Here is a 15,797-nt window from a genome sequence, read left to right as displayed (position 1 = left end):
GTCCGGGGGCCAATGGGAAGGTCTACCACGGTGCTTTACGCACAATCGGCCGGCGGCGCCGGCGGCTTCACACCCATCCTCATGATCGCCCTGCTGTTCGGCGTCATGTACTTCATGATGATCCGTCCGCAGCAGAAGCGGCGCCGCGAAGCGGCGGCGATGCAGTCCGCCCTGTCGCCGGGCGACGAGGTCGTGACCATCGGCGGGCTCTACGGCACGGTCACCGACGTGGACGACGACACCGTCCTGCTGGAGGTCGCCCCCGGCGTGCAGACCCGCTACGCCCGCCCCGCGATCGCGCGGGTGTCCACCAAGGCGGAGCGTCCGGCGGAGTCGGCCGCCGACGACGCGGACGTCGTCAAGGAGTGACGTCGTGCCCGCCCGGCGGGTGACCGGCCGTCCCGCCGGGATCCGGCCGGACCGCCCACGGGGCAGCGGGCGCGTCGACAAAATTGGATAGTAGGGCCGACGCCGGGCGTCGGCACGCCCGCACGACCGTTGACGCCCCTCCGCGTCGGCCGGTCGCCGGTGGTGCCGCTCGCCACGTCGGTTCGGGTAACCGTCGGGCCGGCAGGCCGGCCGACCTCGCCGCCGCAGCGGCGGCCGACCGTACAGGGAGACAGGACAGCCGTGGCACCACCTCAGGGACAGATGCGCCCCGGACGGCAGTTGGCCGTGCTCGGGCTCATCTTCGTCGTCCTCTATCTTTTGGTGTTCTTCTCGGGCGGCGCCAGCGGTGGCTGGAAGGACCGGTTGGAGCCGCGTCTCGGCCTCGACCTGGTCGGCGGGACGCGGCTCACGCTGGAGGCGACCAACAGCGTCGACGGCCAGGCCCAGGCCCCCACCAACGAGAACCTCGAGGAGGCCCGGCGCATCATCGAGAGCCGGGTCAACGCGTTCGGCGTCGCCGAGGCCGAGGTGGTCACCGAGGGCGACCGGAACATCGTGATCTCCCTGCCCGGTGAGAACCGGGACCTGACCGAGGTCGGCAGCGCGGCCGAGCTGCGCTTCCGCAAGGTGCTCAAGGTCGCCGACGGCAGCGGCGCGGCGGCCGCCCCGGCGCCGAGCCCGACCGCCACGCCTTCCGGCAGCGCCTCGCCCGCCCCCTCGGGCAGCGCCACGCCCTCCCCGTCGTCCAGCGTGAAGGCGACCCCGTCGCCGAGCGGTGGCCAGGGCGGCGGTGCCCCGGCGCCGAGCGCCAGCGCCACCCCGTCGGCCACTCCGAGCGCTGCGGCGCCGTCGCCGAGCGGCAGCGCCCAGCCGGTCGCGGCCGACGTGCAGGAGCAGCGCAAGGCGGTCGAGCAGAAGGTCGGCGCGGCCGCCTGGGCAGCCGCCAGCGGCCTGCAGGCCCCGGCCGACCTGACCACCGACCCGTCGCTGGGTGAGAAGCTCAAGCCGTTCGCGTCGCTGAGCCCGCGCGAGGTCGCGGTGCTGCCGGCGCAGATGCAGTTCAACGTCCCGCAGATCACCTGCGCCCAGCTCGACGCGCGCCCGCCGGCGTCGATCTCCACCCCGGACCAGCAGGTCGTCTCCTGCGAGGACGGCGCCCTCAAGTACCTGCTCGACCAGGCCAAGGTGCTCGGCACCGACGTCGATGACGCCAGCGCGGTTCTCGACCAGACCAACCAGTGGGTGGTCAGCCTGGACTTCACCGGTCCCGGCCAGGAGAAGTGGACCAACCTGACCCGCGAGGCGTTCAACAACGAGGGCCAGGCCTGTGACGCCACCGCCCTCGGCGACACCGGCAAGTGTCGGGTCGCCGTCGTGCTCGACAACGACGTCGTCTCGTCGCCGGAGATCCAGGGCGTGCTGACCGGCAACTCCCAGATCACCGGCAACTTCACCCAGCGCGACGCCAGCGAGCTGGCCGGTCAGCTGCGCTACGGCGCGCTCCCGCTGACCTTCGAGGCGGCCGAGTCGCAGAACGTGACCGCCACCCTGGGGGCCAGCCACCTGCGGGCCGGCCTGCTCGCGGCCGGCATCGGCATGCTGCTGGTCATCATCTACTCGTTCTTCTACTACCGCCTGCTCGGCTCGGTGATCTTCCTGAGCCTGGTGCTGTCGGCGCTGCTGGTCTTCGGCGCGCTGGTGGTGCTCGGCCGGCAGATCGGCTTCACCCTGACCCTCGCCGGCATCGCCGGCATGATCGTCTCGCTCGGTGTGGCGGCGGACTCGTTCGTCATCTACTTCGAACGGCTCAAGGACGAGATCCAGGAGGGCCGGAGCCCACGCAGCGCGGTCTCCCGGGCCTGGGTGCGGGCACGCCGGACGATCATCTCGGCGAACGCCATCACCATCATGTCCGCGGTGGTGCTCTACATCGTCTCGGTCGGCGCGGTGAAGGGCTTCGCCTTCGCGCTCGGCCTGGCGACCGTACTCGACCTGGTCGTGGTCTTCCTCTTCCGGCACCCGATCATGACGATGTTCGCCCGGACCCGGGCGTTCCTGTCCCCGCGGGTGAGTGGTCTGGGCCGGGTGCTGCCAGCCCGGACCGAGCAGGCCAAGACCCGCAACCCGCGCGTGAAGGAGGCCTGAGATGGCGGGAAGTGGTCTTGCTAGCCGCCTCTACCGGGGCGAGGCCGGCCTCAACGTCGTCGGTCGCCGCAAGGTGTGGTTCATCACCGCGGTGGTGCTCATCCTGCTCGCTCTCGCGAGCTTCCTGATCAAGGGCTTCAACCCGGGCATCGAGTTCGCTGGCGGCAACGTGCTGCGGGTGCCCGCCAGCGCCGGCACGCTCGACGAGGTCGAGTCCCGCGCCAAGGCGGTCCTCGCCGAGGACGCCGAGGGCTCCCGGGTGGTTACCGCGCAGAAGGTGGGCGGCGGCACCGGCGGTGAGGTCTACGAGCTGAAGACCACCCAGCTCGACGCCGAGCAGGACGCGGCGGTCCGGGCGGACCTGGCCGAGTCGTTCGGGCTCCCGGTGGAGCAGATCTCCGGCGACCGGGTCAGCAAGGCCTGGGGTGACCAGGTGACCTCCCGTGCCCTGCTCGGTCTGGTCATCTTCCTCGCGGTGGTGTCGATCTACCTGGTCCTGCGCTTCGAGTGGCAGATGGCCGTCGCGGCGATCGCGTCGCTGGTGATGAACCTGGTTCTCACCGCCGGCATCTACTCGATGGTCGGCCTGGAGGTCACGCCGTCCACGGTCATCGGGTTCCTCACGATCCTGGGCTTCGCGCTCTACGACGTGGTGGTGGTCTTCGACAAGGTGCAGGAGAACACCCGGGGGATCACCGCCAACAGCAACCGGACGTACGGCGACGCGGCGAACCTGGCGTTGAACCAGAGCCTCATGCGCTCGTTCAACACCTCGGTGGTCGCGCTGCTCCCGGTCGGCTCGATCCTGTTCATCGGCGCGTTCCTGCTCGGCGCGGGCACCCTCAAGGACCTCGGTCTGGTGCTCTTCGTCGGTATGGCGGTGGCGTTCCTGACCTCGATCCTGCTGGCCACCCCGCTGCTGGTGCTCCTGAAGAACCGCGACCCGCGGATCCAGGCGCACAACAAGCGGGTCCAGGCCCGCCGGGCCGCGATCGAGCGCGGCGAGGTGACGCCGAAGGGCGCGCCGCGGTCGGCGGAGAGCACCGACGAGCCGGTCGACGCGGAGGCGGCGGCGCTGGCCGGTGCGGCACCGAAGGTGGGCGCGCGGCCGGCTGGCAAGCGGCCGTCCGGCGCCCGGGGCGGGCGTCCCGCCGGTGGCGGCGGCAACCGTCCGGGTGGCAAGCGGCGCTGACCCGGCGCAGATCGGTCCGACGGCGTCCTTCATGCTGTGCGAGCAGCAGGGAGGACGCCGTCGTCGTGGAAGGGAACGGATACTGCCGTGACGGAGACCCACAGCACCGGGGTACGGGGAGACAGCGGCCGCGAGGTCGCCCAGCTGGTGGCCAGCCGGGTGCTGGACGTGCCCGACTTCCCGAAGCCCGGCGTCATGTTCAAGGACCTGATGCCGCTCTTCGCCGACGGTGACGCGTTCCGGGAGGTCGTCGACGGGATCATCGGCCACCACGGGCGGGACTCGTTCGACGCGGTGGTCGGGATCGAGGCGCGCGGGTTCGTGATCGCGGCGGCCATCGCGTACGCGGCCGGGGTCGGCGTGGTGCCGGTGCGGAAGGCGGGCAAGCTGCCCCGCCCGGCGTACTCGGCCTCCTACGACCTTGAGTACGGCGAGGCCACCCTCGAGGTGCACCAGGACGCCTTCACCGCCGGGCACCGGGTGCTGGTGGTGGACGACGTGCTCGCCACCGGCGGCACCGCCGAGGCCACCCTCGACCTCGTCGAGCGGGCCGGCGGCACCGTGGCGGGGTTCACGGTGCTGCTGGAGCTGGGCTTCCTCGGCGGCCGGGAGCGGCTGGCCCCGCGTCCGGTCCATGCCCTGTTGACCGTTTGAGCACCACAGCCGTCGGGCGGACCCGGTGCGGTCCGTCCGGCGGAGCGGCGGGGCACCGTGCGTGCGGGTAGCATTGCCCTTTGCTGACCGGACGGGTGACCGTTCGGCCGGCGCCGGCCGGGGGCCGGCGCGGAACAATACCGGCCCGACGGCCGGTTGAACACGACGTCGGCCGCACGGCCGGCGCATCCCGGCGAGCGGTGAGGAGGCCGGTGTCCCACGATGTCGCCCCTCCGGTGGAGGGCACGGTGCACCCGACAGGTGACGGCTCGGTGACCGACCGGAACGGTGACGCCCGGGTGAACGGCCCCGGCAACGCCTCCGGCGCGACGGACGCCATCCGCTCCGGCACGACCGCCGGGAGCGAGGGGGTCGTCGTCCCGATCCGGGCTGACCTCTCGCCCGACCCCTCGCCAGGTGGCGGGTTCGCGCTCTCCAACGCGCCCACCGGCCGGCGGGTCCGGGCCCGACTCGCCCGCTTCAACGCGCCCTGGCAGTCCTCGCAGGTCAGCGAGGTGCTGGAGCCGCTGATCTCGACCCACCGGGACGCCCACCCCAAGGCCGACGCGCGGCTGCTCCAGCGCGCCTTCGACACCGCAGCCCGCTGGCACTCCGGGCAGTACCGCAAGTCCGGCGACCCCTACATCACCCACCCCCTCGCGGTGGCGACCATCCTGGCCAACCTGGGGATGGACACCACGACGCTGGTGGCGGCGCTGCTGCACGACACCATCGAGGACACGGAGTACACGCTCGACCAGATGCGCGCCGACTTCGGCGGCGAGGTCGCGCTGCTCGTCGACGGCGTGACGAAGCTCGACAAGGTCAAGCTGGGCGACGCGGCCAAGGCCGAGACGATCCGCAAGATGGTCGTCGCCATGGCCAAGGACCCGCGGGTCCTGGTGATCAAGCTCGCCGACCGGCTGCACAACATGCGGACCCTGACCTTCCTGCCCCGCCCGAAGCAGGAGCAGAAGGCCAAGGAGACGCTGGAGATCCTCGCTCCGCTGGCGCACCGCCTCGGTATGAACACCATCAAGTGGGAGCTTGAGGATCTGGCGTTCGGCACCCTGTTCCCGAAGCGGTACGAGGAGATCAACCGCCTGATCGGGGAGCACCAGCCGCAGCGGGAGGCGCTGCTGCGCCAGGTCACCCAGAAGGTGTCGACCGACCTGAAGGCCGCCAAGATCAAGGCGGAGACCACCGGCCGGCCGAAGCACCTGTACTCGATCTACCAGAAGATGATCGTGCGGGGCCGCGACTTCAACGACATCTACGACCTGGTCGGCGTGCGGATCCTGGTCGACACGGTGCGGGACTGCTACGCGGCGCTGGGCGTGATCCACGCCAACTGGCAGCCGGTGCCGGGCCGGTTCAAGGACTACATCGCCATGCCCAAGTTCAACATGTACCAGTCGTTGCACACGACGGTCATCGGGCCGACCGGCAAGCCGGTCGAGATGCAGATCCGCACGTACGCGATGCACCGCACCGCCGAGTTCGGCATCGCCGCGCACTGGAAGTACAAGGAGCACAAGGGCACGCAGATCGTCGGGCCGCCGGCGCACATCGACGAGATGACGTGGCTGCGCCAGCTGCTGGACTGGCAGCGGGAGGCGGCCGACCCGAGCGAGTTCCTCGACGCGCTGCGCTTTGACCTGTCCAGCCAGGAGGTGTACGTCTTCACCCCGAAGGGTGACGTCATCCCGCTGCCGACCGGGTCGACGCCGGTGGACTTCGCGTACGCGGTGCACACCGAGGTCGGGCACAAGTGCATCGGGGCCCGGGTCAACGGCAAGTTGGTGCCGCTGGAGTCGACGCTCTCCAACGGCGACGTGATCGAGATCTTCACCTCGAAGTCCGAGACGGCCGGTCCCACGCAGGACTGGCTGGGCTTCGTCAAGAGCCCGCGGGCGCGGACGAAGATCCGCCAGTACTTCAACAAGGAGCGGCGCGAGGAGGCGATCGAGGAGGGCAAGGACGCGATCGTCAAGGCCATGCGCAAGCAGGGCATGCCCCTGCAGCGGATGCTCACCTCCGACGCGCTGATGGCGATCGCCCGGGACCTGCACCTGGCCGACGTGGCCTCGCTGTACGCGGCGGTCGGCGACAGCCAGGTCTCTGCCCAGTCGGTGGTGCAGAAGCTGATGGCCACGTACGGTGGCGAGGAGGGCGCGGCGGAGGACATCGCCGAGACCGCCGTCGCCACCCGGCCCCCGCGCAGCCGGCAGAGCAGCGCCGACCCGGGCGTGGTGGTCCGGGGCGTCAGCGACGTCTGGATCAAGCTGGCCCGCTGCTGCACCCCGGTCCCGCCGGACGCGGTCTTCGGCTTCGTCACCCGCTCCGGCGGGGTGAGCGTGCACCGGGACGACTGCGCCAACGCCGAGGACCTGCGGGCGCAGAGCGAGCGGGTCGTCGAGGTGAGCTGGAAGCTCACCAGCGCGTCGACGTTCCTGGTCGCCATCCAGGTGGAGGCGCTCGACCGGCACAAGCTGCTGGCCGACGTGACGCGGGTGCTCTCCGACGAGCGGGTCAACATCCTCTCCGCCACCGTCACCACCACCCGGGACCGGGTGGCGGTGAGCCGGTTCAGCTTCGAGATGGCCGACCCGAAGCACCTGGGCCACCTGCTGGCGGCGGTCCGCAAGGTCGACGGCGTCTTCGACGCGTACCGGGTGACCTCCGGCGCCTGACCGACTCCGGCGCGAGGGGCGACAGGCCCACTCCCGCACACGGAAGCGCCCCCGGCCGACGGCCGGGGGCGCTTCCGTGTCCCAGGGTCAGCCCTGGGGGGCGCTCATGGCGAGGTTCGTGATGGTGATCTCCTTCTTCGGGTGACCACCGCCGGCCTGCTGGGCGAAGGCCTTGTCGTCACCGGCCGCCGCCACCTGCTTCACGATGTCCATGCCGCTGGTGATGGTCCCCAGCACCGTGTAGTTCGGGTCCAGCGGCGAGTCGCCGTAGACGATGAAGAACTGGCTGCCCGTGCTGCCCGGCTGGCCGGAGTTGGCCATCGCGATGACGCCCTCCGGGTACGGGGGCCGCTTGTCCGTGGGCAGGTTCTCCTCGGCGAGCCGGTAGCTCGGGCCGCCGGTGCCGTCGGTCTCCCGCCAGCCCTTGCCGGTCGCGCTCGGGTCACCGCACTGGAGAACCTTGATGCCCTCGGTCACCAGCCGGTGGCACTTGGTGTTGTCGAAGAAGTTCTTCTCCGCGAGGTGGGTGAAGCTCCCGGCGGTGCACGGCGTCCGGGACCGGTCGACCTTGGCGATGATCTGCCCCAGGTTGGTGTCGATCGTGAGCGTCTGGGTGCCGGTGTTCGACTGCTGGTTGCCCGGCAGGCCGACGTCCTTGATCTGCGGGGTCCGCTGGCCGGCCTCGATCGGGGTGAACGCGCACTGGGCGGCGCCCGACGGTGCGGCCGTGTCGGTCGACGAGTCGTCGCCGACGGTGGACACCAGCCAGACGGTGCCGGCGACCACCAGCAGCAGGGCCGCGCCCGCCCCGACGATCGCCTGGGTCTGCCGACGTCGGCGCGCCCGGGCCGACCGTTCGGCCATCTCCTTCTCGAGCCGGGCGCGGGCCGCCGCGCGCTGCCGCTCTCTGGTGGACGTCACGCCTGATCCTCCTGCGCTGTGTCGGGTTGGTGGGTCGGCCGCGTCAGCCGGCGCTGGGGCTGGCCGCCGGGGCCGCCGACGCCGTCGGAGTCGGCGTCCCCGCCGGCTCCGTGACCGTCAGGCTCTGGACGACCACGTCGTCGTCCTTGGGCTTGACCTTGGCCCCGTTCCCATTGTCCACGGTCGGCAGCTTGCCGATCTTCTCGATGGTGTCGAGACCGGACGTGACCCGGCCGACGATCGAGTACTTCGGGTCGGCCGTGGTGAAGTCCTTGAAGAAGATCAGGAACTGGCTGCCGTTCGCTCCCGGCGCGCTGCCGATCATCGCGACCGTGCCCTTCGGGTACGTCGCGGGCTGGCCGGGCGCGGGGCTCGCCGACGGGGACGGAGCGGCGGTGGGGACGTTCTCGTCGTAGAACGAGTACGCCGGGCCGCCCAGCCCCGTGCCGCTCGGGTCACCGCAGCGCACCGCGCCCTCGGTCGTGATCTCGTGGCACTTGGTGTTGTCGTAGAAGGAGCGGCTGGCCAGGTGCGAGATGCTCGCCACCGCGCACGGGGCACTGGCGACGTCGAGCTCGGCGGTGACCGGGGCCCCCTGGTTCGTGACGACGGTCATCGTCCGGACGCCCTCGGTCGGCAGCCCGGTGGTGGCGGGGGTGCCGACGTCCTTGAGGTTGGTGTTCGCGGTGGCGTCCTGGGGCGTCCAGAGGCAGACGTCCTCGGCGGCGGAGTTCTCGGCCGGGTCGCGGTCGAAGGCGCCCAGGCCCCAGGCCGAGCCGACCACGATCAGCGCGAGGACGACGGCGACGCCGACACCCGCCTGGATCTGCCGGCGGCGACGGACCCGGGCGGCCCGCCGGGCCATCTGCCGGTCGAGCTTGGCCCGCGCGAGTTTGCGCTGCCGGTCCCTGCTGGAAGCCACCCGTGCTCCCCTTCCTCTACCCTGGTTCCGTGGCGGACGGGCGCGCGCCCGTCGGGTCGGCAAGGTGCGCCACGCCACACGCCCGCCAGAGTGTACGGCCAGTGGCTGGGAACGTGGTGTACGAGGTCCGCGCCGCGGCTATCGGGCATCGTCACTGTTCCCGGCGGAAGCCCGTCCCCGGCCGTCGCCGCCACCGCGGCAGTACCGGTCCGCCCCGGCGACTAGGCTCACGGGCGGGGACCCGACAGATCGACGGAAAGGGAGCGGACGTGCTCGTTGCCGGCTTTCCCGCGGACGCCTTCGGCACCAACTGCTACGTGGTCGCCACCGCGCCGGGGGAGCAGTGCGTGGTGGTCGACCCCGGCATCGGCGTGCTCGACCGGCTCGACGCGCTGCTGGCCGAGCACCGGCTGCACCCGGCCGCGGTCCTGCTCACCCACGGCCACCTCGACCACACCTTCTCCGTCGCGCCGGTCTGCGGCGCCCGCGGGATCACCGCGTACGTGCACCCGGGGGACCGGGAGCTGCTCGCCGACCCGGCGAAGGGGCTGTCGGCCGACCTCACCGCGCTCTTCGGCGGGCGCCTGCCGTACACGGAGCCGGAGGACGTCGCCGAGCTGGCGGACGGCGCCACGCTGAGCCTCGCCGGGCTGGAGATCACCGTCGACCACGCGCCGGGCCATACCGGCGGGTCGGTGCTGTTCCGGTTGCCCGGCGCCGGCTCGCGCTGGGAGGCGGACGAGATCTGCCTCTCCGGCGACGTGCTCTTCGCCGGCTCCATCGGCCGCACCGACCTGCCGGGCGGCAACATGCCGGCGATGCTCACCAGCCTGCGGAGCAAGATCCTCCCGCTGGCGGACGACACCGTCGTGCTGCCCGGCCACGGCCCCGCGACGACCATGGGCCGCGAGCGCGCGACCAACCCGTACCTCATCGAGGTGGCCGGGACCGGCGACGCGCGACCGGAGGCCCCCGCCCGCGGCCTGTAGCGGCCGCACCGATTCTTCCCGCGCGGATCGCGCGGTTCTGTGAACGGAGCATCATGAGCAAGCCCACGCCCATCTCCGGCTTCCCGGAGTGGACGCCCGCCCAGCGGATGATCGAGCAGTACGTGCTGGACCGGATCCGCAGCACCTTCGAGCTGTACGGGTTCGCGCCGCTGGAGACCCGCGCGGTCGAGCCCCTCGACCAGTTGCTGCGCAAGGGGGAGACCTCGAAGGAGGTCTACCTGATCCGGCGGTTGCAGGCCGACACCGACGGCCCGGCCGGCGATGACGCCCTCGGCCTGCACTTCGACCTGACCGTGCCGTTCGCCCGCTACGTGCTGGAGAACGCCGGCAAGCTGCAGTTCCCGTTCCGCCGCTACCAGATCCAGAAGGTGTGGCGGGGCGAGCGGCCGCAGGAGGGCCGGTACCGGGAGTTCCTCCAGGCCGACATCGACATCGTCGACCGGGACACCCTCGCCCCGCACCACGAGGCGGAGATGCCGCTGGTCATCGGCGACGCGCTGCGCTCGCTGCCCATCCCGCCGGTCCGTATCCAGGTCAACAACCGCAAGATCTGCGAGGGTTTCTACCGGGGCATCGGGATCGAGGACCCGGAGGCGGCGCTGCGCGCCGTCGACCGGCTCGACAGGATCGGCCCGGCCAAGGTCGCCGAGCTGCTGGCCGAGACGGCCGGCGCGAGCGAGGCGCAGGCCAAGGCCGTCCTGGCGCTGTCGGAGATCTCCGCGCCGGACGCGTCGTTCGCCGACGCGGTGCGGGCGCTCGGGGTGAATCACCCGCTGCTCGACGAGGGCATCGAGGAGCTGGTCCGGGTGATGGAGACCGCCGTCGAGCACGCCCCCGGTCTGTGCGTGGCGGACCTGCGCATCGCGCGCGGCCTGGACTACTACACCGGCACCGTCTACGAGACGCAGATGGTCGGGTACGAGCGGTTCGGTTCGGTCTGCTCCGGCGGCCGGTACGACAACCTCGCCGCCTCCGGGAACGTCCGCTTCCCCGGCGTGGGCATCTCCATCGGGGTGACCCGCCTGCTCGGCCTGCTCTTCGGCGCGGGCGCGCTGACCGTGTCGCGGGACGTGCCGACCTGCGTGCTGGTGGCGGTGCACAGCGAGGAGTCGCGGGCCGTGAGCAACCGGGTCGCCGAGGCGCTGCGGTCGCGGGGCGTGCCGACCGAGGTGTCGCCGAGCGCGGCGAAGTTCGGCAAGCAGATCCGGTACGCCGAGCGGCGCGGCATCCCGTACGTGTGGTTCCCCGGCGTCGACGGCGCGGCCGACGAGGTGAAGGACATCCGTTCCGGTGCGCAGGCGCCGGCGGAGGTGGGCGTGTGGACGCCCCCGGTGGTGGACCTGAAGCCCCTGGTGAGCTGAGCCGGCCCGGCGCTCCGGTGGGACACGACTGGCGCGGACGGCCGATCGCACCTACGGTGGCGTAAGTTACGCCACCGTAGGGAGATCGCCATGACCATCCTCAGCCAGACCGCCCTGCTGCACGAACTTGACGCCGTCGTCGAGAAGAACCTCGACCGGCACCTGTCGGTGGCAAAGGAGTGGTTCCCGCACGAGTACGTGCCGTGGAGCGAGGGGCGCACCTTCGACGGGCCGCTGGGCGGGGAGGCGTGGGTTCCGGAGGACTCCACCATCCCCGAGGTGGCGCGCACCGCGCTGATCGTCAACCTGCTCACCGAGGACAACCTGCCCTCGTACCATCACCAGATCGCCACGCTCTTCGGTCGGGACGGTGCCTGGGGGACCTGGGTGCACCGGTGGACCGCCGAGGAGGGGCGGCACGGCACGGCGATCCGGGACTACCTGACCGTGACCCGTGCCGTCGACCCGGTGGCCCTGGAACGGGCCCGGATGACGCACATGTCCAACGGCTTCCACAACGCCCACGACGAGGAGATGCTGCACTCGCTCGCGTACGTGTCGTTCCAGGAACTCGCCACCCGGATCTCGCACCGCAACACGGGCAAGGTCACCGGCGATCCGCGGTGCGAGGCGCTGCTCGCCCGGATCGCCGCCGACGAGAACCTGCACATGGTGTTCTACCGCAACCTGCTCGGCGCGGCCTTCGAACTGGCCCCGAGCCAGGCGATGCGGGCGGTGGCCGACGTCCTGGCCGACTTCCAGATGCCGGGCAACGGCATCGAGGGCTTCACCCGCAAGTCGGTGGCGATCGCCCTGGCCGGCATCTACGACCTGCGGCAGCACCGCGACGACGTGGTGGTCCCGGTGCTGCGCCAGTGGGACATCTTCAAGGTCACCGGTCTGAACGCCGACGGTGAAGCCGCCCGCGAGCAGATCGCCGCCCACCTCGACGACCTGGAGCGCGCCGCGTCCCGCTTCGAGGAGAAGCGCGATGCCCGCCACGCCCGCCAGGCCGCCCGCGGCTGAGGCTTCTCGTGCCCCGGGTGCCGGCGGCGTCCCTGCGGAGTGGAGGGCGGGGTCAGGGCGTGGGGGAGTCGAGAGGGAAGAGCAGGCAGGTGGACGTGGCGTGGGCGATCAGGCGGCCCTTGGTGTCCGTGAGGCGGGCCTCGGCCAGGGCCGTGCGGCGACCGCGCTGAAGGACCGTGCCCTCGCAGCGCAGGGTGCCGGAGTCGACGGTGACCGGGCGGAGGAACTTCACGTTCAGGTCCAGCGAGGTGTAGCCCACGCCGGCCGGCAGGGTGGTGTGCACGGCGCAGGCCGCGGCCGTGTCCAGCAGCGTGGAGATGACGCCACCGTGGACGGTGCCGAGCGGGTTGTAGTGGAACTCCTGCGGCACCAGCTCGACGGCGACCCAGCCCTCCTCGGCCTCCATCCGGGCCATGTCGACCAGGTGCATGATCGGCGGCGCGGCGAGCTCGCCCGCGATCATCGCGCGCAGCAGGTCGAGGCCGCTGCGCCGGCCGAGCTGGGCGGCGTTGATGCCGGGGTCGGACCAGGAGAACGTACGGCTGCGGTCCTGCGTCTGGGTCATGGACTCAGCCTCGCAGTCGTTTGCTGAGTCTGTCAATCAGACCTAGCCTGGCGGGTATGAGACCCGCGGCACTGGACTGGTCGATCGAGAACTGCACCCTCGCCCGCGCGATGGAGGTCCTCGGCGAGAGGTGGACCCTCGTGGTGCTGCGCGAGGTCTTCAACGGCGTCCGCCGCTTCGACGACATGCGGGTCCGCACCGGCATCCCCCGCCAGGTGCTCACCAACCGGCTCGCCACGCTGGTCGAGGAGGGCGTGCTGCGGCGGGAGCCGTACCGGGAGCCCGGCAGCCGGCTGCGCCACGAGTACCGGCTGACCCCCAAGGGCCTTGACCTGTGGCCGGTGCTGGTCGCCGTGCTCGGCTGGGGCGACCGGTACCTCGCCGACCCGGAGGGCTCGCCGCTGCGCGTCGACCACCGCGACTGCGGCGGCGAGGTTCGCGCCGTGCTGCGCTGCGAGCGCGGCCACGAGGTCGACGAACCCCGCGACGTGGTGCCCCGGCCGGGCCCCGGAGCGCGCCGCCGGGTCGGCTGACCCGTCGCCTCGTACCGCTGCGGGGTGGCGTGGCGCGCGGCGGCCGGAGCTCCGCGCGCCGGTCACCGATCGCCTACCAGCGGAAGCCGGCGGCGTACGACACGCTCGCCAGCACCTGCTGCCCGCTGGTGTTCGGGTGGAAGTAGTCCCAGCCGGAGAGCTGGCTCAGGGCGAACGGGTAGCCGAAGACCGCGTTGTTGTCGAAGAGGCAGTTCGCGCCGTACGCGGCGCAGGCTGCCGCGAGTTGGGTGTTGAAGTCGATCACCCGCTGCCGGACCCGGTTGCGCCGGTCGACGTCGGCCTGGGCGGTGGAGGTCGGGTTGGCCAGCATGGACTGGCAGATGCCGAACGCCGACCAGGCGCTGCGGGCGCTGCCGCTGTCCTTGCCGACGAACCAGAGCCGGTGGATGTCCGGGACGCTGATGACGAGCACCTTGGCGTTGGGCAGGCCGGCCTTGAGCCGGTTGAGCGCGGAGTCGATGTTCGCCCGGAAGGTGGTCACCGAGGTCATCGTCGACTCCGAGCTGGTGCAGGCGTCGTTCGCGCCGATCAGCATCGTGACGTACCCGACGCCCTGGCTGACCGCGGTGCCGGCCTGGCCGTACATGTCTGCGGACTTCGCCCCCGACCGGGCGTCGTTGTGGTTGCGACCGTTGATGTTCGGGTTGACCGCGCGGATGCGCAGGTAGTGACTGTTCACCGTGGAGTAGTCCCCGGTGCTGAACGAGCGTGACGTGCAGTCGGTGTACCACCCGCAGGCGTTGAAGCCGCGGGTGATGGAGTCGCCGAGGCTCGCCATCGAGTTCGGCGGCGGACCGGCGTCGGCGACGGCGGGGGTGGCGGCGATCAGGACGAGGATGACGAGGCTGGCGAGGGTGGCCAGCGCGCGACGGACGACGGTCATGGTGGCCTCCGGTCACGGGTCCCGGGATACGCGGTGACCGGAGCGTATAGACAACCGTCTGTGTCTACAATGTTGCGGATCAGTTACGTGCGGCTGTTGGGTGAATTCGGGCAAAGAGGGGTCTTGCCTACGATCTTAAATATGTGAATACTTCCCTCACTCGACCGATTCCCCCAGGTCGAGTGGTCCCCGGGCCCGCCGCCGAAGGCGCGGCCCCCATCCCCATCAGGGAGGCTGTTACATGCGACCCACGAGGTCAACGCTGCGCCGCGTCGCCACCGTCGCCGTCGCCGGAACCCTGGTTGCCGGCTCGCTGCTCGGCGCGCCAGCCCAGGCGGCACCCGCCTCGCCCGCATCCCCCGACGCCGCTGCCGCCCTGGTCGAGCGCCTCGGCGCCCGCTCTGCTGGCACGTACGCCGACGCCAGCGGCAAGATGGTCGTCGCCGTGACCGACGCCGCCGCCGCCCGCCAGGTCGCCGCCGCCGGCGCCACCCCGAAGATCGTCAAGCGCGGCGCCACGGAGCTGAACCGCGCCACCGCCGAGCTGGAGCGCACCGCCAAGATCCCCGGCACCGCCTGGTGGGTCGACCCGGCCACCAACCAGGTCGTCGTCTCCGTCGACAGCACGGTGACGGGTGACAAGCTGGAGCGGGTCAAGGCCGCCGCCGCGCGGACCAACGGCGCGGTGCGCATCGAGGCCGAGGCCGGCGTGCTGAGCACCCGGATCTCCGGCGGCCAGGCCATCTACGCCGGTGGCGGCGGGCGCTGCTCGCTCGGCTTCAACGTGCGCAACAGCAGCGGCGTGAAGTACTTCCTCACCGCCGGCCACTGCACGAACATCTCGTCGAGCTGGTACTCGAACTCGGCCCAGACCTCGCTGCTGGGCACCCGCGCCGGCTCCAGCTTCCCGGGCAACGACTACGGCATCGTCCGGTACAACAACCAGACCACCACGCAGCCCGGCAACGTCTACCTCTGGAACGGCAGCTACCGGGACATCACCGGCGCCGGCAACGCGTTCGTCGGCCAGTCCGCGCAGCGCTCCGGCAGCACCACCGGCCTGCGCAGCGGCTCGGTCACGGCGCTCAACGCGACGGTGAACTACGCCGAGGGTTCGGTCTCCGGCCTGATCCGCACCAACATCTGCGCCCAGCCCGGCGACAGCGGCGGCTCGCTGTTCAGCGGCTCCACCGCCCTCGGCCTGACCTCGGGTGGCAGCGGCAACTGCACCACCGGCGGCACCACCTACTTCCAGCCGGTCACCGAGGCGCTGAGCGTCTACGGCGTGAGCGTCTACTGATCCACCGCAGCGAGCGGGCCGCCGGATTTCTCCTCCGGCGGCCCGCCCCTGTGTTAAGGAAGGGCCCCTTCTTCACACCCGCGCGTTAAGAAGGGGCCCTTCCTTACACCCGCGGAACGCCAGCCGAGCAGCACTGACAGAATGCGGGAAACAGACGTACCGCAGATGAGGAGACGCACGT

Annotated in this window: 14 protein-coding genes; 10 read left to right on the top strand and 4 right to left on the bottom strand. The window is 71.5% G+C overall.

Features of this window, described 5'->3' with window-relative positions:
• The first annotated feature begins 30 nt into the window (after nt 1-30).
• The 5 genes from yajC (at nt 31) to ACTMS0_RS16000 (ending at nt 7,074) form a co-directional block, all read left to right on the top strand.
• Complete coding sequence (gene yajC, locus ACTMS0_RS16020) at nt 31-369, top strand: preprotein translocase subunit YajC (RefSeq protein WP_441155982.1); 339 nt, start codon at nt 31-33, stop codon at nt 367-369.
• Between the two features lie 261 nt (nt 370-630).
• Nucleotides 631-2,535, top strand: coding sequence for a protein translocase subunit SecD (gene secD, locus ACTMS0_RS16015; RefSeq protein WP_441155981.1), 1,905 nt, complete (start codon nt 631-633; stop codon nt 2,533-2,535).
• 1 nt (nt 2,536) lies between these two features.
• Nucleotides 2,537-3,727, top strand: a complete 1,191-nt coding sequence (gene secF, locus ACTMS0_RS16010; RefSeq protein ID WP_441155980.1) for a protein translocase subunit SecF — start codon at nt 2,537-2,539, stop codon at nt 3,725-3,727.
• An 87-nt stretch (nt 3,728-3,814) separates the two neighbouring features.
• Nucleotides 3,815-4,381 carry an adenine phosphoribosyltransferase gene (locus ACTMS0_RS16005; protein WP_441155979.1) on the top strand — a complete coding sequence of 189 codons (567 nt, stop codon included), beginning with the start codon at nt 3,815-3,817 and terminating at the stop codon, nt 4,379-4,381.
• Nucleotides 4,382-4,617: 236 nt separating this feature from the next.
• Nucleotides 4,618-7,074, top strand: a complete 2,457-nt coding sequence (locus ACTMS0_RS16000; RefSeq protein WP_441156211.1) for a RelA/SpoT family protein — start codon at nt 4,618-4,620, stop codon at nt 7,072-7,074.
• An 87-nt stretch (nt 7,075-7,161) separates the two neighbouring features.
• Here ACTMS0_RS16000 and ACTMS0_RS15995 read toward each other — a convergent pair whose 3' ends face one another.
• Together ACTMS0_RS15995 and ACTMS0_RS15990 are read right to left on the bottom strand one after the other, a co-directional pair.
• Entirely contained in the window at nt 7,162-7,938 is a 777-nt protein-coding gene (locus ACTMS0_RS15995) for a peptidylprolyl isomerase (RefSeq protein WP_441156210.1), read from the bottom strand.
• A gap of 100 nt (nt 7,939-8,038) precedes the next feature.
• Nucleotides 8,039-8,917: a peptidylprolyl isomerase gene (locus ACTMS0_RS15990; protein WP_441155978.1), complete on the bottom strand. Its 879-nt coding sequence runs from the start codon at nt 8,915-8,917 to the stop codon at nt 8,039-8,041.
• Between the two features lie 269 nt (nt 8,918-9,186).
• Here ACTMS0_RS15990 and ACTMS0_RS15985 point away from each other — a divergent pair, with 269 nt between their 5' ends.
• The 3 genes from ACTMS0_RS15985 (at nt 9,187) to ACTMS0_RS15975 (ending at nt 12,314) form a co-directional block, all read left to right on the top strand.
• A complete protein-coding gene (locus tag ACTMS0_RS15985; RefSeq protein WP_441155977.1) occupies nt 9,187-9,906 on the top strand; it encodes an MBL fold metallo-hydrolase in 720 nt (239 codons plus the stop codon).
• Nucleotides 9,907-9,959: 53 nt separating this feature from the next.
• The gene (hisS, locus tag ACTMS0_RS15980; RefSeq protein WP_441155976.1) at nt 9,960-11,288 is read left to right on the top strand and encodes a histidine--tRNA ligase; all 1,329 of its coding nucleotides are present in this window, start codon (nt 9,960-9,962) and stop codon (nt 11,286-11,288) included.
• 90 nt (nt 11,289-11,378) lie between these two features.
• A complete protein-coding gene (locus ACTMS0_RS15975; protein ID WP_441155975.1) occupies nt 11,379-12,314 on the top strand; it encodes an acyl-ACP desaturase in 936 nt (311 codons plus the stop codon).
• A gap of 52 nt (nt 12,315-12,366) precedes the next feature.
• On the opposite strand, the gene ACTMS0_RS15970 is transcribed toward ACTMS0_RS15975, so the two are convergent.
• Nucleotides 12,367-12,879 carry a PaaI family thioesterase gene (locus ACTMS0_RS15970; RefSeq protein WP_441155974.1) on the bottom strand — a complete coding sequence of 171 codons (513 nt, stop codon included), beginning with the start codon at nt 12,877-12,879 and terminating at the stop codon, nt 12,367-12,369.
• Between the two features lie 56 nt (nt 12,880-12,935).
• On the opposite strand from ACTMS0_RS15970, the gene ACTMS0_RS15965 reads away from it, so the two are divergent.
• Entirely contained in the window at nt 12,936-13,412 is a 477-nt protein-coding gene (locus tag ACTMS0_RS15965; RefSeq protein WP_441155973.1) for a winged helix-turn-helix transcriptional regulator, read from the top strand.
• Between the two features lie 73 nt (nt 13,413-13,485).
• On the opposite strand, the gene ACTMS0_RS15960 is transcribed toward ACTMS0_RS15965, so the two are convergent.
• Complete coding sequence (locus ACTMS0_RS15960) at nt 13,486-14,316, bottom strand: SGNH/GDSL hydrolase family protein (protein WP_441155972.1); 831 nt, start codon at nt 14,314-14,316, stop codon at nt 13,486-13,488.
• Between the two features lie 241 nt (nt 14,317-14,557).
• Here ACTMS0_RS15960 and ACTMS0_RS15955 point away from each other — a divergent pair, with 241 nt between their 5' ends.
• Nucleotides 14,558-15,616, top strand: a complete 1,059-nt coding sequence (locus ACTMS0_RS15955; RefSeq protein ID WP_441155971.1) for a S1 family peptidase — start codon at nt 14,558-14,560, stop codon at nt 15,614-15,616.
• Nucleotides 15,617-15,797 lie beyond the last annotated feature (181 nt).

Origin of the sequence: Micromonospora sp. H33, from assembly GCF_052068455.1 — a bacterium.
Classification (GTDB): domain Bacteria; phylum Actinomycetota; class Actinomycetes; order Mycobacteriales; family Micromonosporaceae; genus Micromonospora.
This window is presented reverse-complemented; position numbering and strand designations above follow the sequence as displayed.

Bases quoted from the DNA above. Each gene is read 5' to 3' on its own strand.
- secF (WP_441155980.1), top strand. From the start codon at position 2,537: ATGGCGGGAAGTGGTCTTGCTAGCCGCCTCTACCGGGGCGAGGCCGGC.
- ACTMS0_RS15995 (WP_441156210.1), bottom strand. From the start codon at position 7,938: ATGGCCGAACGGTCGGCCCGGGCGCGCCGACGTCGGCAGACCCAGGCG.
- hisS (WP_441155976.1), top strand. From the start codon at position 9,960: ATGAGCAAGCCCACGCCCATCTCCGGCTTCCCGGAGTGGACGCCCGCC.
- ACTMS0_RS15975 (WP_441155975.1), top strand. From the start codon at position 11,379: ATGACCATCCTCAGCCAGACCGCCCTGCTGCACGAACTTGACGCCGTC.
- ACTMS0_RS15970 (WP_441155974.1), bottom strand. From the start codon at position 12,879: ATGACCCAGACGCAGGACCGCAGCCGTACGTTCTCCTGGTCCGACCCC.
- ACTMS0_RS15965 (WP_441155973.1), top strand. From the start codon at position 12,936: ATGAGACCCGCGGCACTGGACTGGTCGATCGAGAACTGCACCCTCGCC.
- ACTMS0_RS15960 (WP_441155972.1), bottom strand. From the start codon at position 14,316: ATGACCGTCGTCCGTCGCGCGCTGGCCACCCTCGCCAGCCTCGTCATC.
- ACTMS0_RS15955 (WP_441155971.1), top strand. From the start codon at position 14,558: ATGCGACCCACGAGGTCAACGCTGCGCCGCGTCGCCACCGTCGCCGTC.